The 19,663-nt window shown below is 64.4% G+C and carries 20 protein-coding genes; 16 read left to right on the top strand and 4 right to left on the bottom strand.

Annotated features, from left to right (window positions below):
* The first annotated feature begins 27 nt into the window (after positions 1 to 27).
* From A9K71_RS28405 to A9K71_RS28330, 16 genes are all read left to right on the top strand, one after another.
* Positions 28 to 1,035 carry an ABC transporter permease gene (locus A9K71_RS28405; RefSeq protein ID WP_067003667.1) on the top strand — a complete coding sequence of 336 codons (1,008 nt, stop codon included), beginning with the start codon at positions 28 to 30 and terminating at the stop codon, positions 1,033 to 1,035.
* The gene (locus A9K71_RS28400; protein ID WP_067003665.1) at positions 1,028 to 1,876 is read left to right on the top strand and encodes an ABC transporter permease; all 849 of its coding nucleotides are present in this window, start codon (positions 1,028 to 1,030) and stop codon (positions 1,874 to 1,876) included. Before A9K71_RS28405 ends, A9K71_RS28400 begins: the two co-directional genes overlap by 8 nt.
* Positions 1,877 to 1,884: 8 nt before the next feature.
* Complete coding sequence (locus tag A9K71_RS28395) at positions 1,885 to 2,763, top strand: ABC transporter ATP-binding protein (RefSeq protein WP_067003762.1); 879 nt, start codon at positions 1,885 to 1,887, stop codon at positions 2,761 to 2,763.
* Positions 2,756 to 3,586 (top strand): ATP-binding cassette domain-containing protein, encoded by an 831-nt coding sequence (locus A9K71_RS28390; RefSeq protein ID WP_067003663.1) that lies wholly within the window; start codon positions 2,756 to 2,758, stop codon positions 3,584 to 3,586. The genes A9K71_RS28395 and A9K71_RS28390 overlap by 8 nt, the downstream gene beginning before the upstream one ends.
* 82 nt (positions 3,587 to 3,668) lie before the next feature.
* Complete coding sequence (locus tag A9K71_RS28385; RefSeq protein ID WP_067003761.1) at positions 3,669 to 4,268, top strand: VOC family protein; 600 nt, start codon at positions 3,669 to 3,671, stop codon at positions 4,266 to 4,268.
* 187 nt (positions 4,269 to 4,455) lie between these two features.
* The gene (locus tag A9K71_RS28380) at positions 4,456 to 6,750 is read left to right on the top strand and encodes a bifunctional salicylyl-CoA 5-hydroxylase/oxidoreductase (RefSeq protein WP_067003662.1); all 2,295 of its coding nucleotides are present in this window, start codon (positions 4,456 to 4,458) and stop codon (positions 6,748 to 6,750) included.
* Between the two features lie 169 nt (positions 6,751 to 6,919).
* A complete protein-coding gene (locus A9K71_RS28375; RefSeq protein WP_067003659.1) occupies positions 6,920 to 7,678 on the top strand; it encodes an SDR family NAD(P)-dependent oxidoreductase in 759 nt (252 codons plus the stop codon).
* Positions 7,672 to 8,136, top strand: a complete 465-nt coding sequence (locus A9K71_RS28370) for a MarR family transcriptional regulator (protein WP_067003657.1) — start codon at positions 7,672 to 7,674, stop codon at positions 8,134 to 8,136. Before A9K71_RS28375 ends, A9K71_RS28370 begins: the two co-directional genes overlap by 7 nt.
* Positions 8,133 to 8,945, top strand: a complete 813-nt coding sequence (locus tag A9K71_RS28365; RefSeq protein ID WP_067003655.1) for an enoyl-CoA hydratase family protein — start codon at positions 8,133 to 8,135, stop codon at positions 8,943 to 8,945. The genes A9K71_RS28370 and A9K71_RS28365 overlap by 4 nt, the downstream gene beginning before the upstream one ends.
* A 227-nt stretch (positions 8,946 to 9,172) precedes the next feature.
* Positions 9,173 to 10,321, top strand: coding sequence for an acyl-CoA dehydrogenase family protein (locus A9K71_RS28360; protein ID WP_067003653.1), 1,149 nt, complete (start codon positions 9,173 to 9,175; stop codon positions 10,319 to 10,321).
* A gap of 42 nt (positions 10,322 to 10,363) precedes the next feature.
* Positions 10,364 to 10,759, top strand: coding sequence for a RidA family protein (locus A9K71_RS28355; RefSeq protein ID WP_067003651.1), 396 nt, complete (start codon positions 10,364 to 10,366; stop codon positions 10,757 to 10,759).
* A gap of 231 nt (positions 10,760 to 10,990) precedes the next feature.
* Positions 10,991 to 11,719 carry a GntR family transcriptional regulator gene (locus A9K71_RS28350; protein ID WP_067003759.1) on the top strand — a complete coding sequence of 243 codons (729 nt, stop codon included), beginning with the start codon at positions 10,991 to 10,993 and terminating at the stop codon, positions 11,717 to 11,719.
* Between the two features lie 159 nt (positions 11,720 to 11,878).
* Positions 11,879 to 13,018: an aminotransferase class V-fold PLP-dependent enzyme gene (locus A9K71_RS28345; RefSeq protein WP_067003649.1), complete on the top strand. Its 1,140-nt coding sequence runs from the start codon at positions 11,879 to 11,881 to the stop codon at positions 13,016 to 13,018.
* An 83-nt stretch (positions 13,019 to 13,101) separates the two neighbouring features.
* Positions 13,102 to 13,887: an ABC transporter substrate-binding protein gene (locus A9K71_RS28340; protein WP_067003647.1), complete on the top strand. Its 786-nt coding sequence runs from the start codon at positions 13,102 to 13,104 to the stop codon at positions 13,885 to 13,887.
* Between the two features lie 108 nt (positions 13,888 to 13,995).
* Positions 13,996 to 14,670, top strand: coding sequence for an amino acid ABC transporter permease (locus A9K71_RS28335; RefSeq protein WP_067003645.1), 675 nt, complete (start codon positions 13,996 to 13,998; stop codon positions 14,668 to 14,670).
* A gap of 38 nt (positions 14,671 to 14,708) precedes the next feature.
* On the top strand, positions 14,709 to 15,989 hold the full coding sequence (locus A9K71_RS28330) for a cysteine desulfurase-like protein (RefSeq protein WP_067003643.1): 1,281 nt from the start codon (positions 14,709 to 14,711) through the stop codon (positions 15,987 to 15,989).
* Between the two features lie 22 nt (positions 15,990 to 16,011).
* Here the strand turns inward: A9K71_RS28330 and A9K71_RS28325 are convergent, their stop codons facing one another.
* Genes A9K71_RS28325 through A9K71_RS28310 form a run of 4 tightly spaced genes read right to left on the bottom strand, consistent with a single transcriptional unit; the run spans position 16,012 to position 19,619 of the window.
* Positions 16,012 to 16,836, bottom strand: coding sequence for a dipeptide ABC transporter ATP-binding protein (locus A9K71_RS28325; protein WP_067003757.1), 825 nt, complete (start codon positions 16,834 to 16,836; stop codon positions 16,012 to 16,014).
* Positions 16,837 to 16,849: 13 nt separating this feature from the next.
* Positions 16,850 to 17,701 carry an ABC transporter ATP-binding protein gene (locus A9K71_RS28320; RefSeq protein ID WP_082953860.1) on the bottom strand — a complete coding sequence of 284 codons (852 nt, stop codon included), beginning with the start codon at positions 17,699 to 17,701 and terminating at the stop codon, positions 16,850 to 16,852.
* A complete protein-coding gene (locus A9K71_RS28315) occupies positions 17,701 to 18,585 on the bottom strand; it encodes an ABC transporter permease subunit (protein WP_067003755.1) in 885 nt (294 codons plus the stop codon). Before A9K71_RS28315 ends, A9K71_RS28320 begins: the two co-directional genes overlap by 1 nt.
* Before the next feature lie 26 nt (positions 18,586 to 18,611).
* Positions 18,612 to 19,619 (bottom strand): ABC transporter permease subunit, encoded by a 1,008-nt coding sequence (locus A9K71_RS28310; RefSeq protein ID WP_067003640.1) that lies wholly within the window; start codon positions 19,617 to 19,619, stop codon positions 18,612 to 18,614.
* Between the last annotated feature and the right edge of the window lie 44 nt (positions 19,620 to 19,663).

Here is a 19,663-nt window from a genome sequence, read left to right as displayed (position 1 = left end):
GGGCCGAATGCATTAGGCTCAGCGAGCATGCTGCTGCAGAGATTTCTTGTTCGTCTGATGACGATGCTGGTCACACTGTTCGGCGTCGCCGTCGTCGTCTTCGTCGTCATCCGCGTGGCGCCCGGCGACCCGATCGCGATGATGCTGCCACCCGGCGCCAGCAATGACGACATAGCGCGTCTGCGCGCGCTCTATGGGCTGGACAAGAGTATTGCGCAGCAGTTCTTCATCTGGCTCGCCGGCGTGCTGCATGGCGATTTCGGCACTTCGATCTCGCTGCGCCAGGATGTGCTCGGCCTCGTCTTCAACCGGCTGCCGGCGACGTTGGAATTGGCCATCGTCGCGCTGTTGATGGCGGTGGCGATCGGCGTCTCCGCTGCGATCCTCGGTGCGCGTTCGCGTGGCACGGCCGTCGAAGCCGGCATCGACATCGCCGGCGGCGCGACGCTCTCCATCCCCGATTTCCTGTGGGGCCTGGTGCTGATCCTGCTGTTCGGCGTGCTCATCCCGGTGTTCGACATTTCCGGTCGAGTGTCACCGCAACTCGACCTGCCCTTCGTCACCCAGTTCTATCTCGCCGAGAGCATTCTCAGGCTCCGCTTCGATCTCACCTGGGATCTGCTCAAGCACATGCTGATGCCGGCGATCGCGCTGGCGTTGCCGCTGGCGGCGATCATCGCGCAACTCCTGAAACAGTCGCTGAAGGAAGTGCTCGACCTCGACTATGTCGTGCTCGCGCGGGTCAAAGGCTTTTCCGAAACGCAGGTTATCCTGCGCGAGGCGTTGAAGAACGCGGCGCTGCCGACGCTGACGCTGGTGGGCGTGCAGTTCACCTTCCTGATCGGCGGCACGGTTATCGTCGAGCGGCTGTTCTCCTATGAGGGTCTCGGCAATATGGCGATCGATGCCGTCATCAACCGCGACCTGCCGCTGATCCAGGGCATCGTGCTGGTCTTCGCGCTGCTCTTCGTGCTGATCAACCTTGGCGTCGACATGATGTATGCGCTGCTCAATCCGAGGCTGCGTCATGGATGAGGCGCGCATTTTGCATCGGGGCCTCAGCCCGCGGCTATGGCTGGCCGGCGGCTGGCTTCTGCTGGCGCTGCTTGCGGCCATCTTCGCGCCGCTGATCGCACCGCAGGATCCGCTGGCACAGGACCTGATGCTCGAGCGTCTGCCGCCCTTCTGGCTTGACGGCGCCGAGCCCGGCTATTGGCTGGGCACCGACAGCCTGGGCCGGGATCTCCTGTCACGGCTGATCTTCGGCGGCCGCATCGCCTTCATCGTCGCCTTCGCCGCGGCGGCGTCCGCCTGCCTCATCGGCTCGGCGCTCGGGCTCATTGCCGGCTATTTCGGCGGTTGGGCCGACCGCGTCATCTCGCGCATCGTCGATGTCTGGATGGCCTTCCCGCCGGTGCTGTTCGCGATCCTTTTAGTCGCGGTGTTGGGCACAGGCTTGAGCTCCGTCATCATCGCCATCGCCGTCATCGACTGGACGCGCTTCTGCCGCGTGATCCGGGCCGAGGCGATGAGTCAGGCGCGCATGGACTATGTCGAGAGCGCGCGCATCGCCGGCTATGGCCGCATCGGCATCATGCTGCGCGAAGTCCTGCCCAATGTGCTGCCGTCGGTGGTGGCGCTCTTGTCGCTTGAGATGGGCATCGCCGTCATCGTCGAGGCGATCCTCTCCTTCGTCAATCTGTCGATCTCGACCGACGATCCGACCTGGGGCGGCATCATTGCCGAGGGCCGGCTGTCGATCCACCAGGCCTGGTGGGTGCTGGTGTTCCCGCTGATCACATTGATCTTCACCGTGCTGTCCTTCAGCCAGTTCGGCGAAGGATTGAAGGCGCGTTTCGATCCGGTGCTGCGATGAGCGCCAATATGGAACCATGCCTCGAAATCCGCTCCTTGAGCGCAGTGCTGCCCAACGGCCAGCGCGTGCTGCGCTCGGTATCGCTCACCGTGCAGCCGGGCGAAGTCCGCGCGCTGGTCGGCGAGAGCGGCGCCGGCAAGACGATGATCGGCAAGGCGGTGCTCGGCGTGCTGCCGAAAAGCGTGCGCATCGTCGAAGGCGAGATGCTGATCGAGGGCGAGAGTCTCGGCCGCCTCGATGCGAAGGCGCGGCGGACGCTGATCGGCGCGCGTACCGCGCTGATCCCACAGGACCCGCTCACCGCACTCAACCCGTCGCGCCGCATCGGCCCGCAGACGACCGACCGGCTGGTGCGCATCCTCGGCTGGAGCGGTGAGAAGGCAGACGAGCGTATCCGGCAGTTGCTCCAAGAGGTGCAGATCCGCGAGCCCGAACGTGTTCTGAAATGCTATCCGCACGAGCTCTCGGGCGGCATGCGCCAGCGCGTGCTGATCGCGGCCGCCTTCGCCGCCGAGCCCAGGCTGATCGTCGCCGACGAGCCGACGACGGCGCTGGACGTGACCGTGCAGAAGCAGATCCTGCGCCTCATCGCGCAATTGCAGCGCAACCACGGCACGGCGCTCCTGTTCGTCACGCACGATCTCGGTGTCGTCGCCAAGATCAGCCAGAAAGTGTCGGTGCTCTATGCCGGCAAGGTGGTCGAAGAAGCCGCGACCCCCGACCTGTTCGCATCGCCGCAGCACCCCTACACGCGGGCGCTGATCGCGGCGACGCCGCGCTATACCGATCCCTACGCATCGCTGATGCCGGTGAACGAAACCGTGCTGGCTGGGCTCGCGGACGAGGTCGCGGGCGCCGACAGGGCGTGGAGGCCAAGCCATGGCTGAGCCGCTGTTTTCCGTCCGCGGACTGAAGGTGGCGCTGCCCGACATGACGCGCAAGCCGCTGATCGGCCGGGCGCCACTGGCCGAGATCCTCAAAGGACTGGACTTCGACCTGCCCAAGGGATCGGTGACCGGCATCGTCGGCGAATCCGGTTCCGGCAAGTCGACGCTCGGCCGCGCGCTGGTGCGGCTGATCGAGCCGAGCGCCGGCTCGATCAGCTTCGAAGGGCGAGACATCGGCCATCTTTCGGAAGCGGAGCTCAGACCGCTGCGTCGCGACCTGCAGATGATCTTCCAGGACCCGATGTCGTCGCTCAACCCGCGGCACACCATCTTCAGCATCATCGCGGCACCCTTGAGGCAGAACGGGCTTGGCGACCGGCTGAAGGAGCGCGTGGCGGAAGCCCTGCAGCGTGTGGGCCTGCCGCAGAGTTTTGCCGGCCGCTACCGCCACGAGCTGTCCGGCGGGCAACGCCAGCGCGTCGGCATCGCACGGGCGCTGGCGCTGTCGCCGAAATTCGTTTTGGCCGACGAGATCGTCTCCGGCCTCGACGTCTCGACGCAGGCACAGATCCTGACGCTGCTGGAAAAGCTCGCGGCCGAGATGGGGCTGACGGTCGCCTTCATCAGCCATGATCTGTCGGTGATCCGGCGGCTCTGCCGGCAAGTCATCGTCATGCGCGAGGGAGGGATCGTCGAAGCCAGCGCAACCGACGCGCTCTTCGACAATCCGAAGGAGACTTACACGCGCGACCTGCTCGCTGCCATCCCGCTGCCTGAGATCGATGCGGACTGGCTGCAGCCGCCTGCAAAGGCACCGGCATGAGAAAGGCAAACCTTGTCCGCACACCGAACAGCGGGCCTCGGATGTGCATGGGAGCAAAGTCAGCCCGCCAATGGAGGTTGACATGAAATACGCAACAAGCGGCGCAATGCTCGGCGCAATCCTGTTCGGCTCAATGGGAACGGCTTCGGCCGACTCGATCCCCGGCATGCGCGGCCACGACCATACCGGCGTCACCGTGCCCGACATGAAGCAGGCCGTCGACTTCTTCACCAATGTGGTCGGTTGCAAGAAGGCGATGTCCTTCGGGCCGTTCGCCGACGACAAGGGCACCTTCATGCAGGACCTGCTCGGCGTCGATCCAAAAGCGGTAATCGAGGAAATCACCCTGGTGCGCTGCGGCTATGGATCGAACATCGAATTGTTCAAATACACCGCGCCCGACCAGAAGGACCTGACGCCGAAGAACAGCGACATCGGCGGCTTCCATATTGCCTTCTATGTCGACGATGTCGCCGCCGCGAAGGCCTATCTCGACGCCAAGGGCGTGAAGACCAGGATGGGCCCTCTGCCGGTCAAAGAAGGACCGGCCGCCGGTCAAACCATCCTCTATTTCCAGGCGCCCTGGGGACTGCAGCTGGAAGCGATCAGCTATCCCGACGGCATGGCTTACGAGAAAGGCGCCGAGACGGTGCTGTGGAGTCCCAAAGATCCAGCCAAGTGAGCTGATCGCGCCGCAATTGTTCAATTATGAAACTTTAAGATTGAAATAATTGCCGGCAGGCGCGATACTGATGTTGGAACCGCCGGCCCCTCGGCGGTCCCTGATGCCCATTGAGCGTTTGACGCAATTCCGGACGGGAAACCGCTACGCACTTTCCCTGGAATTGCTCTAGAGGAGATCGCAAGACATGAAGGTTGCGGTTCTCGGCGGCGGACCGGCCGGCCTCTATTTTGCCATCTCGCTGAAGCTGCGCGACGCCGCGCATGACGTGACGGTCTACGAGCGCAACCGCCCCGACGATACGTTCGGCTGGGGTGTGGTGCTGTCGGCCGAAACGCTGGAGAACCTGACCAGGAACGACCCTGTCAGCGCGGTCTGGATCAGGAAGCATTTTGCCTACTGGGACGACATCGCCGTCATTCATGACGGCGTGCGCACGGTGTCGACCGGCCACGGCTTCTGCGGCATCGGCCGCAAGCGGCTTTTAATTCTGCTCCAGCGCAGAGCGCGCGAGCTCGGCATCAAGATGATGTTCGAGACCGAGATTTCCGATCCCAGGCCGTTCATGGAAACGCACGACCTTGTCGTTGCGGCCGACGGATTGAACTCGAAGTCGCGCGCCACCTTCGCCAACGTTTTCAAGCCCGACATCGACACGCGCAAATGCAAGTTCGTGTGGCTCGGCACCACGCAGAAATTCGACGACGCGTTCACCTTCATCTTCGAAAGGACGCAGCATGGCTGGGTGTGGGCGCATGCCTACCAGTTCGACAGCGAGACCGCGACCTTCATCGTCGAATGCAGCGAACAGACCTGGGCTTCCTTCGGTTTCGGCGCGATGACGCAGCAGGAATCGATCGCTGTCTGCGAGCGCATTTTCGAAAAGCATCTCGGCGGCCATTCGCTGATGACCAATGCCAATCACATCAGAGGTTCGGCCTGGATCAACTTCCCGCGCGTGCTTTGCGAGCGCTGGTCTTACAAGAATCTGGCGCTGATGGGCGACGCGGCGGCATCGGCGCATTTCTCGATCGGATCCGGCACGAAGCTGGCCCTGGAGAGCGCCGTCGCGCTCGCCGACTATGTCGAGTCCGAGTCCGACCTCGAAGCGGCCTTCCGCAAATACGAAGATGCTCGCCGCACCGAGGTGCTGAAACTGCAATCGGCGGCGCGCAACTCGCTCGAATGGTTCGAGGAAGTCGAACGTTATCTCGGGTTGGATCCAGTTCAATTCAACTATTCGCTGCTCACCCGCTCGCAGCGCATCAGCCACGAGAACCTTCGTCTGCGCGATGCCGAATGGCTGGCGGGCGCGGAGGAATGGTTCCAGCGCAAGGCCGGCGCCGGCGGCAACATGCTGCGCCGCGCGCCGATGTTCGCGCCATTCAGACTGCGCGAGATGGCGCTCACGAACCGCATCGTCGTCTCGCCGATGGCCCAGTACAAGGCGGTCGACGGCTGCCCGACCGACTGGCATTTCGCCCACTATGCCGAGCGCGCCAAGGGCGGGGCCGGGCTCGTCTATATCGAGATGACCTGCGTCAGCCCGGAGGGACGCATCACCCCTGGCTGCACCGGCTTCTACAAGCCCGAGCATGAGGTCGCCTGGAAGCGGCTGGTCGATTTCGTCCACATCGAGACCGAAGCCAAGATCTGCGCCCAGATCGGCCATTCAGGCCCGAAGGGCTCGACCCGCCTCGGCTGGGAAGGAACGGACGAGCCGCTGCCCTCCGGCAACTGGCCGGTGATGGCGCCTTCAGCCGTGCCGTGGTCGCCACAGAATCAGGTGCCGAAGGCGATGAACCGCGCCGACATGGACGTTGTGCGCGACCAGTTCGTCGCCTCGGCGGAGATGGCCGAGCGCTGCGGCTTCGACATGCTGGAGATCCACGCCGCGCATGGCTATCTGCTCTCCGCCTTCATCACGCCGCTGACCAACAGGCGCACCGACGACTATGGCGGCTCGCTGGAGAACCGCATGCGCTATCCGCTGGAGATCTTCCACGCGGTGCGCGCCGTGTGGCCGGCCGAAAAGCCTATCTCGGTGCGCATCTCGGCCAATGACTGGGTGGGCATCGAAGGCGTCACGCCGGCCGATGCGGTCGAGATCGCCAAGCTTCTGCATCAAACCGGCGTCGATCTCTGCGACGTCTCGGCCGGTCAGACCACGATCGCCGCCAAGCCGGTCTATGGCCGCATGTTCCAGACGCCGTTCTCCGACCGCATCCGCAACGAGGTCGGCATGGCGACGATGGCGGTCGGCAACATCTACGAGCCGGACCACGCCAACTCGATCCTGATGGCCGGACGCGCCGATCTGGTGGCGCTGGCTAGGCCGCATCTCAGCGATCCCTATTGGACGCTGCATGCGGCGGTCGCCCTCGGCGATCGCGGCGTCAAATGGCCGGATCCTTATCTGCGCGGACGCGACCAGATCTACCGGCTGGCCGAACGCGAAGCGGCGGCAGGGCTGAAGGTATGAGCGCATTTATGTTTTCACGTCGGCGCTGCCCCTCATCCGCCTGCCGGCACCTTCTCCCCGTGAAGGACGGGGAGAAGGCACAAGCTCAAACGCTGGCGGCCCCCTCTCCCCGTCCTTCACGGGGAGAGGGTAAGGGTGAGTGGCAGCGCCTTGCCTGGAGGACTGGCGCATGATCGCCGGCAAGCATGCCCTGGTCACCGGCGGCGGCTCCGGCGTCGGCCGTGCAATCGCACTGTCGCTGGCGGAAGCCGGCGTCGCCGTCACCATCTGCGGCCGCCGCAAGGCCGCGCTGAATGAAGTCGCGAAGGCAAACGACCGCATCTTCGGCATCGGCGCCGATGTCACCGACGAAGCCGACATGACGGCGCTGTACGAGAAGGCCGAAGCGGCGCGCGGTCCCTTCGAGATCGTCGTCGCCAATGCCGGGATGGCTGCCAGTGCGCCGGCTTACAAGACCTCGCTCGCCGACTGGCGGCGCACGCTTGACGTCAACCTCACCGGCGCTTTCCTGACCGTGAAGCCAGCGCTTGGCGGCATGCTGGCGCGAAACACAGGCCGTATCGTTTTCATTGCCTCGACCGCCGGACTGAAGGGCTACGCGTATGTCGCGCCCTACGTAGCGGCCAAGCATGGCGTCGTCGGGCTGATGCGGGCGCTCGCAGCCGAGACCGCCAAGTCCGGCATCACCGTCAACGCCATCTGCCCGGGCTTCGTCGAAACCGACATGCTGGAGGCCTCCATTCAGCGCATCATCGAGAAGACCGGCCGTTCCGCCGATGAGGCACGCGCGAGCCTTTCGGCTGCGAACCCGCAGGCACGTTTCATCCAGCCGGAAGAGGTCGCCGCGACGGTGCTCTGGCTCTGCAGCGATGCGGCGCGGTCGATCACCGGACAGGCGATCTCGGTCTCGGGAGGCGAGACATGGTAGCGGGACCGACGTCTACCGGGCCGGGCAAGGACAGGTTGCGGCTGTGGATCCGCCTGCTGCGTGCTTCGCGCACGATCGAGGCCGAGCTGCGCGAGCGGCTGAAGAAGGAGTTCGACACCACGCTGCCGCGCTTCGACGTGATGGCGGCGCTCTACCGCTCGCCGGAGGGCATGCTGATGAGCGACCTGTCGCGATTCCTGCTGGTGTCGAACGGCAATATCACCGGCATCGTCGACAGGCTGGTCTCCGAAGGGCTGGTGACGCGCGCGCGCCGCAACGGCGACCGCCGCACCTCGATGGTGCGGCTGACCGAAGAAGGTTCGAAGTCTTTCGCGGCAATCGCCGCGGCGCATGAGAACTGGGTCGGCGAGCTGCTCGGCACTGTCAGCGAGGACGAAGCGCGCCGGCTGACCGGCATGCTGAAATCGTTCCGCAGCAATTGGGAGGGACGCGAATGAGCGCCATGGCCAAGCTCAAGCCGAAGCACTTCCTCTGGGAGGTGGAAGGCAGGGTCGCGAAGCTCCGGCTCGACCGGCCGGAGCGCAAGAACCCGCTGACCTTCGACAGTTATGCGGAGCTGCGCGACACTTTTCGCGATCTCGCCTACGCCGATGATGTCGATGCCGTGGCGTTCCTGCCCAATGGCGGCAATTTCTGCTCGGGCGGCGATGTCCACGACATCATCGGACCCTTGGTCAAGATGGACATGAAGGCGCTGCTCTCCTTCACGCGAATGACCGGCGACTTCGTCAAGGCGATGCTGAATTGCGGCAAGCCGATCATCGCGGCGGTCGATGGCGTCGCCGTCGGCGCCGGCGCGATCATCGCCATGGCCTCCGACATCCGCATCGCGACGCCGGAAGCAAAGACCGCGTTCCTGTTCACCCGCGTCGGCCTTGCCGGGTGCGACATGGGCGCCTGCGCGATCTTGCCCCGCATCATCGGCCAGGGCCGCGCCGCCGAACTGCTTTACACCGGCCGCACCATGAGCGCGGCCGAAGGCGAGCGTTGGGGGTTCTACAATCGGCTGGTCGATGCGGCGGGGCTCGAGGCCGACGCGCTCGAGATGGCAGCTCGCATCGTCTCCGGCCCGACCTTCGGGCACGGCATCACCAAGACGCAGTTGAACCAGGAATGGTCGATGGGTCTCGACCAGGCGATCGAGGCGGAAGCGCAGGCACAGGCGATCTGCATGCAGACCGGCGATTTCGAGCGAGCCTACAAGGCGTTCGTGGCCAAGGAAAAGCCGGTGTTCGAGGGGAATTGAGATGAGCGCGATGCTGGATACGTTGGCAGGACAGCGCCCCCCTCTGTGCCGGACATCTCCCCCACTAGGGGGGAGATCAGCTGTCGTCTCTGCCTTCGCCAATCGCCAAGGTCGCAAGAATGAGCGGAGCGCCAAAACTGCCAATCTCCCCCCTTGTGGGGGAGATGTCCGGCAGGACAGAGGGGCGCGCCGTAAAGTGCAAACCTCGCAGAAGTGCGGAGGCACAAATGCTTGACCGCTCCTTCCTCCATTGGCCCTTCTTCGAAGACCGCCACCGCCAGCTCGCCGAGCAACTCGACGCCTGGTCCGCCAAGAAACTGCCCGTTGATCACCACGATGTTGACGCGGCCTGCCGCAACCTCGTCTCCATGCTCGGCCGCGACGGCTGGCTGAAGCCGACGGCGCTCGATCCCGACAAGCCGGAGCCGCTCGACGTGCGCACGCTCTGCATCACCCGCGAGACACTCGCCCGCCATGACGGGCTCGCCGACTTCGCCTTCGCCATGCAGGGCCTTGGCACCGGCGCGATCTCGCTGTTCGGCACACCGGAGCAGCAGCGCTGGCTGGAAAAGACGCGGGCGGGCCAGGCGATCGCAGCCTTTGCGCTGTCGGAGCCGCGGTCGGGATCGGATGTCGCCAACATGGAGATGGCGGCTGCCCGCGACGGCGACTTCTATGTGCTTTCGGGCGAGAAGACCTGGATCTCCAATGGCGGCATTGCCGACGTCTATGTCGTCTTCGCCCGCACCGGCGAGGCGCCCGGCGCCAAGGGAATTTCCGCTTTGATCGTGCCTGCGGACACCAAAGGCCTTGGCATCGCCGAACGATTGGAAGTTATCGCCCCGCATCCACTCGCGCGGCTCTCATTCGACAATGTGCGCGTTCCGGCTTCCGCCCTGATCGGCAAGCCCGGCGACGGTTTTCGGATCGCCATGTCGGTGCTCGACGTCTTCCGCTCGACGGTGGGCGCCGCGGCGCTCGGCTTTGCTCGAAGAGCGTTGGACGAAAGCATCAAAAGGGTGTCCGAGCGAAAACTGTTCGGCGCGCCGATGGCCGAACTGCAGATGGTGCAGGGCCACATCGCCGACATGGCGCTGGATGTCGACGCCGCCGCCCTGCTCGTCTATCGCGCCGCCTGGAGCAAGGATATGGGCGCCGCCCGCGTCACTCGCGAGGCGGCAATGGCCAAGCTGTTCGCCACGGACAAGGCGCAGGAAGTGATCGACAAGGCGGTGCAACTGCATGGCGGCGACGGCGTGCGCAAGGGCCACATCGTCGAGAGCCTCTATCGCGAGATACGCGCGCTGCGCATCTATGAGGGCGCTTCCGACGTGCAGAAAGTGGTGATCGCCAGGCAAGTGATGGGAGCGGCGTGAGATCATGCTTGCGGACCGCATTTCACTTAAGGGAGGCTAGACATGCACACGATCCTGCAGCCGGAAGGCTGGGCCAAACCGATCGGCTATGCCAACGGCGTTGCCGCGCGTGGCCGGCTGGTCTTCATCGGCGGCCAGGTCGGCTGGAATGCCGAGTGCCGGTTCGAGACCGACGATTTCGTCGATCAGGTGCGCCAGACCCTCACCAATGTCGTCGCCGTTCTCGCCGAGGCCGGCGGGGAGCCGCAACACATCACCTCGATGACCTGGTATTTTACCGACAAGGCCGAATACCTCGCCAACCTCAAAGGGATCGGCGAAGCCTACCGCGCCGTCATCGGCCGGCATTTTCCGGCGATGGCCGCCATGCAGGTGGTGGCGCTGGTCGAGGACCGGGCGAAGGTGGAGATACAGGCAATCGCAATTATTCCGGAGTGAGCCGGAGGCGCTACTGGCTTCTATTTCGCAATGGCCTGAAGCCGCGACGGCGGCTACGCCAACTCGGCGCTGACGCTCGAGGGATCGTATCTGCCTTCCGTCCGTCAGCATTGCCGTGACAGTACGGCAACGGCCGCTTGGCTGCCGCCACAATCTGTGATCAGATGATCATACCTGCGTCGGCGGATATTCGCACGATGAACTTTGCCGGCACCCAAGGAAAGCAAAAGCGTGGCTCTGGGCTTCGAACCAGTATCGGGACGCATCACCGTCCAGGATGGCGTCTACCAGCAGCTTCGCCATGCCCTGATGGTCGGCAGCTTCGATCCCGGGCAGGTGCTGACCATCGCCTCGCTGGCGGAGGCTTTCGGCACCTCAAACATGCCGGTGCGCGAGGCGTTGCGGCGGCTGGCGGCAGAGAACGCGCTGGAAATCTCGCAGAACGGCTCAGCCTGCGTGCCGGTGGTGACGCGGGCGCGGCTCGACGACCTCTGCCGGGCCCGGCTCGCCGTCGAGGGGCTGGCCGCCGAGCTTGGCGCGCCGCGCCTGACCGCAGCCGAGATCGGCTTGCTGCAAAGGGTTACTGACGACCAGCAGGCGATCGGCCGCGACGGCAGCATCTACGAGCTGATCGCCAAGAACCAGCAGTTCCACTTCACCATCTACCGCGCCTCCGGTTCCGACGTGCTGTTTCAGCTGATCGAGACGCTGTGGCTGCGCTTCGGTCCGTACATGCGGCTGTTGTCCAACTATGTCGCGCCGCTGATGCGCGCCGGCACCATGGAGCCTTCGGGCCGGCACGCCGCGATCATAGCGGCCATCAAGGACAAGGATTTCACCCGCGCGCGCGACGAGGTGGTGGCCGATATCACGGCGACACAAGCGACTTTGCGGGCGATCTGTCCTGACGTGCCGGAGCCCAGACCGGTCGATTTTGGCGCTTTCGGAAGGGCGCCTTGATAGGCGGCCGCCGCAGAGTGGCTTCGAAGCCGCCTGGGCCAAGCTCCTGGACCAAGAGAACAGCCGGATTTTGAGGCGCTGACCCGCATTTCTTCAGCCGCGGCGCATTGATCCCTGTCCGTATTTGTGATCACATGATCACAGGGAGCGAGACAGCGAATGTCCGGCTATTTTCTCTGTCATTCGATCGGCACCTTCCCCGGCAAGGCCGAGCGAATGGCCGTCTCGCTGACGAATTTCTCCAACATCTGGTCGGCGGAAGACGACGGTCAGTGGCCTGCCGCGCTTGCGGCGCGGCAACGCTTCATCGATGCCTGGAGGCGGCTGATCGAGGCGCCGCAAGGCACGCTGACCACGGCCGAGAATGTCACCGCAGCGCTCTATAGCCTGATCGGTGGCTTGCCGACGGGGCGGCTGCCGGGAAAGCGGCTGCTGGTCGCCGCCGACTGTTTTCCTAGCCTGCATTTCCTGCTCGCGGGGTTGGGAGAGCGTTTCGGCTTCACCCTCGACACCGTCCCATTGCGGCCTGGCGAGACCTGGGTTCGCGACCAGGATTTCATCGACCGCTGGCAGGCGGATGTCGGGCTCGCGCTCATCACCTTCGTCACCTCGACGGCCTCGCACCGCTGCGATATCGGCCGCCTCGCCGCGCATGGCCGCGCCATGGGCAGCATAGTCGGCGTCGACGTCACACAGGGCATCGGCGTGGCGCCGTTTTCGGTTGCGGCAACGCCGGTCGATTTCGTCGTCTCGACCTCGCTAAAATGGCTGTGCGGATCCTCCGGCGCCGGCATCTTGCAGGTCGCGCCTGACCTTTTGGCGTCCTGCCGGCCGGAGTTGCGGGGCTGGTTCAGCCAGCCGAACCCGTTCTCCTGGGACCTCGACGCTTTCACTTACGCCGACGATGCGCGCCGCTTCGATCATGGCACGCCGGCTATCCTGGCAAGCGTCGCCTCGCTGCCCGGGCTGGAGTGGGTGGAACAGACCGGAATCGACGTCATTCGCGCGCAGAATGCCGGGCTCGTCGAGCGTATCATCGGTGCCGCATTGGAAAATGGCTGGGAGGTCCGCTCGCCGATCGATGCCAGTGAACGTGGCGGCAGCGTGATGCTCGGCCTGCCGCAAGGTACCGAGCCGGCGAAGATCATAGCTGCGCTTCGCGACGAGCGGCTTTACTGCGATGCGCGCGGCACGACGCTGCGGCTGTCTCCCGGCATGGTCACCACAGAGACGGCGGTCGATGCGCTGATCGCGCAGCTCACGGAGCATATCGGGTCGCGGCGACGCCGCGCGTCGTGAATTCAGGTACCGCCTCGCCTGCGGCGCCCGGGAGTTTGGCGCCGGAAAGGGGCGGATCAGGAACCGAACCAGAGGGAAGCAAGATGTTGAAACGTCTAGGACTGATTGGGATGGCCGTCGCTGCCGGCCTCGCCTTTGCGGCGCCCGCCTTCGCCGACAAGATCATGGTGGGCGCCTATCCGGCCAACCCGCCATGGGAATACAAGACCGATTCGGGCGCCTTCGAGGGGTTTGAGATCGACGTCGCCAATGATGTCGCCAAGCGCATCGGCGCAGAGGTCGAGTTCCAGGATCTCGGCTTCCAGGCGCTGTTCGCAGCGACCGCTTCGGGCCGCATCGACTTTGCCGTGTCCTCGATCTCGGTCACCAAGGAGCGGCTGCAGAACCAGGGCTTCACGCAAGCCTATTACGACAGCGACGGTACCATCGTCGGCAAGGCGGATTCCGCCATCAAATCGCTCGACGATCTGAAGGGCAAGACCATCGGGGTCATCGCCGGCTCGACAGGCGAAGCCTACATGAAGGAGAACGCCGCCAAGCTCGGCGTTGCAGAAACCAAGAGCTACAACGCCCAGCAGGACCTTCTGCTCGACGTGCAGAACGGCCGCATCGACGGCGGCGCGGGCGAGCTCGCCGGCTTCCTGTTCGCCATCAAGCAGATGCCAGCGCTAAAGATCCTGGTGCGCATCCCGACCGGCGAGCGCTTCGCCATGATGACCAAGAAGGGCCATCCGCTGCTTGAAAAGGTCAACGACGCCATCAGCGAAATGAAGAAGGATGGCACCATGGCCGCGATCCACAAAAAGTGGTTCGGCGTCGATCCGGAAGCCGGCACCAGCACGGTGACGCCTGGCCCGATCCCGCAATAAGCCGGCTGATCAGAAATTTAGACGGGAGCGGCAGCAAGAGTTGGCGCTCTCGCTTCGACCATTTGGGTCTCGCCAAACACGGCGAACCTTGTCTCACGGTGAGCGCCGATGGAACTGATCGACACCTTCTTCAACTGGGGCATCCTGGTCCGATCGTTTCCGATCCTGATCCGCGGTCTTGGCAACACCATTCTGCTCGGCTGCGCGGCGATCATCTTCGGCACGATCGGCGGGCTGGCGATCTGCCTGGTGCGGCTCTACGCGCCGAAGCCGCTCAGGCGGCTGGCGACGCTCTATATCGACATGTTCCGCGCGCTTCCGATCCTGGTGGTGCTGATCCTGATCTACTACGCCCTGCCCTTCATCGGCATCCGCCTGTCGTCCTTCGTCTCGGCAGCACTTGCGCTGTCGCTGGTGTTGGCGGCCTTCACGGCGGAAGTCTGCCGCGCCGGCATCGAGAACATTCCGAAGGGCCAGTTCGAGGCGGCCTCGGCGCTCGGCCTGCCCTTTTGGGTCGCCATGCGCAAGGTGATCCTGCCGCAAGCGATCCGTGTCGTCATTCCGCCGCTCACCAGCAACTGCGTCTCGGTGTTCAAGGACACCGCGCTCGCCTCGGTGGTGGCGATGCCGGACCTCTTGAAGCAGGCGACCGACGCGCAGGCGCTGATGGCCAATCCGACGCCGCTGATCGGCGCGGCGATCATCTATCTCGCCTTCCTGTGGCCGCTGGTGCGGTTGGTCGGCTACCTCGAAGAGCGTGGTAAAGCCCGGTCCGCGCGCTGATCCCTTGGAATGACCTCGATTAGCTGAAGGAGACTCCCGTGAACCAGCACCACGTTTCGAAAGCGCAGGAGAGCGCCGCTTCGTTCCCGGTCGAGAAGATCCGCGCCATGTTCCCTGCGCTCCGGCAGGCCGGCGACTTCATCTTCATGGACAACGCCGCCGGTGCGCAGATCCCGCAAAGCGTGCTCGACGCGGTGACCAGCCATCTGGTGGAGCACAACGTGCAGCGCGGCGGCCGCTACGGCCGCAGCGTCACCGTCGACCAGTCCGTCGCCGAAGCGCGTGAAAGCGTGGCGGTTTTGATCAACGCCTACAGCCCGTCCGAAATCTGCTTCGGCATGAACGCCACCTCGTTCATCCGCCTGGTCAGCCTCGGCATCGGCCAGATGCTTGCGGAACGCGACGAGATCGTCGTCACCGACATGGATCATGACGCCAACATCGCGACATGGCTGGCGCTGGAGCAGGCCGGCGCCAGGTTCAAATGGTGGCGCATGCGCGAGGACGGCAATCTGCATGTCGACGACCTCAAGCCGCTAATGTCGGACCGCACCCGGCTCGTCGCCTGCACGGTAACCGCGCACTCGATCGGCTCGATTGTCGATGTCGCTTCGGTCGCCAAGATCGCGCATGCGGCAGGCGCGGAAGTGTTCCTCGACTGCGTGCATTACGGGCCGCACGGGCTGATCGACGTGCAGGCCTGGGACTGCGACTATCTCGTCTGCTCAGGCTACAAGAATTTCTCGCCGCATATGGGTTTTCTCTGGGGCCGCTTCGAAACGCTGAAGCGGCTGCCGACCTTTCGCGAGGACTTCATCCCGGATGAGCCGCCCTACAAGGTCGAGGCCGGCACCTTCATCTACGAGAATGTCTCCGGCATGGACGCAGCGGTGCGCTACCTGGAGTCGATCGGCCGCAATTTCTTGGCCGAGAACAACCGCTCGCGCCGCGACAACATCGTCGCCGGCATGAACGCCATTCGCGACTACGAGCTGACGCTGGCGCGCGAGATGATGAAGGTGCTGAAGGCCTGCGGCGCGACAATTTACGGCGTCGCCGACGAGGCGCGCATCCATGAGCGCGTGCCGACCTTCTGCTTCAACATCGGCACACTGTCGCCGCAGAGGATCGTCGAGGAGATGGCGGCCTTGCAGATCGGCATCCGCGACGGTCATATGTACGCGCCGCGGCTGATGAAGCGGCTCCACCTGTCGATGGACAGCGGCGCGATCCGCGCCTCGCTGGTGCACTACAACACGGTCGAGGAAGTGCACCGTTTCGGCGAAGCGCTGCGGGCAATCATTGCGAAGCTGTCGTGACGCCCGGACGTCTGGTTCGAGCCTACGCCGCCTTCTTCGCCAGCCTCGCCTTGATGCTTGCCACGTCGGCGCGCGGCGTCGCGGCGAAAAGCGTCTTGGTGTAGCTGTGCTTGGGGTCCGAGAAGACCTCGTCGCGCGAGCCGTATTCGACCGCCTCGCCGAAATACATCACCATCACGTCGTCGGCGATATAACGCACCACCGACAGATCGTGACTGATGAAGACATAGGTCAGCTTGAACTCGTCCTGCAGGTCGGCGAGCAGGTTGAGCACCTGCGCCTGCACCGAAAGATCGAGCGCCGAGACCGGCTCGTCCAGCACCAGCAGGCTCGGGTTCAGCATCAGTGCGCGGGCAATGGCGATACGCTGGCGCTGACCGCCGGAGAACATATGCGGATAGCGGTTGTAGTGCTCGGGGCCGAGACCGACCTTCTTCAGCATCTTCATCGCCAGGTCGCGGCGTTCCTCGGCCGGCTTATCGGTATTGATCAGCAGCGGCTCGCCGAGCACGTCGCCGATCTTTTGACGCGGGTTGAGCGACCCGTAGGGATTCTGGAAGACGATCTGCACCTTGCGACGCATTTCCTTGGTCAATCCGTCCTTGGCGATGTCGACCTTGTTGCCGTCGATGAACAAATCGCCGGCGGTCGCAGGATCGATCAGCGTGATGATGCGGGCGAGCGTGGACTTGCCGCAGCCGCTTTCGCCGACGATGGCGAGCGTCTTGCCCTTATCGACGCTGAAGGAGACGCCCTTCACCGCATGCACCGTGCGCGCGGGGCGGAACAGGCCGCCGCCGACATGGTAGTCGCGCTTGATGTTCTTGCCTTCGACAACCTTGGTCATGCGCCGGCTCCGGTCATGCACTGGCTTCTGGGGGCGCCGGCTCGAACAGCATGTCGGAGACGGTCGGCAACCGGTCGCCGACGGCGTTCTCCGGCAGCGCAGACAGCAGCGCGCGCGTGTAGTTGCTCTTGGGGTTCTCAAACAGCGACAGCACGTCGGCCTCTTCCATCTTGCGGCCCTTGTACTGGACGATGACGCGGTCGGCGGTCTCGGCGACCACGCCCATGTTGTGGGTGATCATGATCAGGCCCATGCCGTATTTGGCCTGCAGCGACACAAGCAGGTCGAGAATTTGCTTCTGGATGGTGACGTCGAGCGCGGTGGTCGGCTCGTCGGCGATCAGCAGCTTCGGATTGCAGGCAATGGCCATCGCGATCATGACGCGCTGGCATTGACCGCCCGACATCTGATGCGGGAAGGAGTTGAGCCGCTCGGCCGGCTCCGGAATGCCGACCTGCTTCAACAACTCGATGGCGCGCGCCCGGCGCTGTGCGCGATCCATGCCAAGATGGAAGCGCAGCACTTCCTCGATCTGAAAGCCGACGGTGAAGCAAGGGTTGAGACTGGCGATCGGCTCCTGGAAGATCATGGCAATGTCCTTGCCGATGATCTTGCGGCGCTCGGCCGGACCCATCTTGAGGAGATCGCGGCCGCCAAACGTCATGCGGTCGGCGGTGACAGTGGCCGTCCAGGGCAGCAAGCCCATAACCGCCAGCATCGACACCGACTTGCCGGAGCCGGATTCGCCGACGATGGCGAGCACCTCGCGCTCGTCGACACGGAGCGAGACGCCGTCGACGGCGCGGAACGGGCCGGAGGCGGTCTGGAACTCGACGACGAGGTTCTGGATGTCGAGCAATGCCATCACGACCTCCTGAGCTTCGGATCGAGCGCGTCGCGCAGGCCGTCGCCGATCAGGTTGATGGCGAGCACCGTGATAAGTATGGCAAGGCCGGGGAAAGTCACCACCCACCAGGCGCGCAGGATGAATTCGCGCGCCGAGGCCAGCATGGTGCCCCATTCAGGCGTCGGCGGCTGCGCGCCGAGACCAAGGAAGCCAAGCGCTGCGGCTTCGAGGATGGCGTTCGAGAAGGACAGCGTGCCCTGGACGATCAGAGGCGCCAGGCAGTTCGGCAGGATGGTCCTGAGCATCAGCCTCAGGTGCCCGGCGCCGGCGACCTTGGCAGCTACGACATATTCGCGGCTCTTCTCGGCCATCACGGCAGCGCGCACCAGGCGGGCGAAATGCGGCTGCAGGACGAGCGAGATCGCCAGCATCGCATTGAACAGGCCGGGCCCGAGAATGGTGACCAGCACCAGCGCCAGAAGCAGCGACGGGAAGGCCAGGATCAGGTCCATGACGCGCATGATCGCGACGTCGACCCAGCCGCGGAAATAGCCTGCCAGCAAGCCGAGCGTGATGCCGCCAACGAGGGCCAGCGTGACGACGACGGCGCCGATGAGCAGCGAGAAACGCGCGCCATAGAGCAGGCGCGAGAGGATGTCGCGGCCGACCGGATCGGTCCCGAGGATATATTGCGAGCTGCCGCCCGCCTGCCAGGCCGGCGGCCTGAGGAAGGCGGTCTTGTCCTGCACGTCGGGCGCATAGGGCGCGAGCAACGGCGCAAAGAGCGCCGCCAGCACCAGCAGGATGAAGACGACCAGGCCGATGACGGCGCCGCGGTTCACCGAGAAATAGTGCCAGAAGGTCTTGAAGCCGGTCAGCCGGTCCGGGCTGCCGGCGGCCATCGGGGCGATTTCGGTCGACTGGCTCATCACGCCGCCCTGATGCGCGGGTTGATGACGGCATAAAGCACGTCGACGATGAGGTTAACGGCCATGACGATGAGTGCGATCAAAAGCAGACCTGACTGCACGACGACATAGTCGCGCTTGAAGATGGAATCGACCATCCACTTGCCGATGCCCGGCCAGGCGAAGATGGTTTCGGTGAGGATGGCGCCGGCAAGCAGCGTGCCGACCTGCAGGCCGATCGTGGTGACGACCGGGATCAGGGCGTTGCGAAGTGCGTGCGCACCGATGACGCGGGCGGCGGAAAGGCCCTTGGCGCGGGCGGTGCGGACATAGTCTTCACCGAGCACCTCGAGCATGGCCGAACGGGTCTGGCGCGCGATCACCGCCAGCGGAATCGTGCCGAGCACGATCGCCGGCAGGATGAGATGGCTGAGCGCCGAGCGCAGCGCGTCCCATTTGCCGTAGAGAATGCTGTCGATGGTCATGAAACCGGTGATCGGCTTCAGGAAGAACTGCAGGCCCATGCGGCCCGACACCGGCGTCCAGCCGAGATAGCCGGAAAAGAAGATGATGAGCAGCAGGCCCCACCAGAAGATCGGCATGGAATAGCCGACCAGCGCGGTGCCCATCAACGACTGATCGAACCATGAGCCGCGTTTGACGGCCGCGAATATGCCGGCCGGGATGCCGATCGCCATGGCGAAGATCATGGCGAAGAAGGACAATTCCAGCGTCGCCGGGAAGAGCGTCTTGAACTCTTGGAGCACCGGGCGCTTGGAGGAAATCGAGACGCCGAAATCGCCGGTTGCGACCTCGCCGACATAGCGCGCATACTGCTCCCAGACCGGCAGATTGTAGCCGAACTGTTCCTTGAGCTCTTCGTAGCGGGCGGGGGTGACGCCGTGCTCGCCGGCCATGGCCAGGATCGGATCGCCGGGCAGCAGCCGGACAAAGGCGAAGGCGCAGATGGTGATGCCGACGAGCGTCGGGATCAGAAGTGCGATTTTGTTGAGGAGATATCTGAGCATCGTGAAATGGAATGGGGCGGCGACAATTCGCGCCGCCCCGTTCG

Origin of the sequence: Mesorhizobium sp. WSM3873, from assembly GCF_001672445.1 — a bacterium.
In the GTDB taxonomy this organism is placed as follows: domain Bacteria; phylum Pseudomonadota; class Alphaproteobacteria; order Rhizobiales; family Rhizobiaceae; genus Mesorhizobium.
Note: the sequence above shows the minus strand (reverse complement) of the source record. Positions and strands in the feature narration are given on the sequence as shown.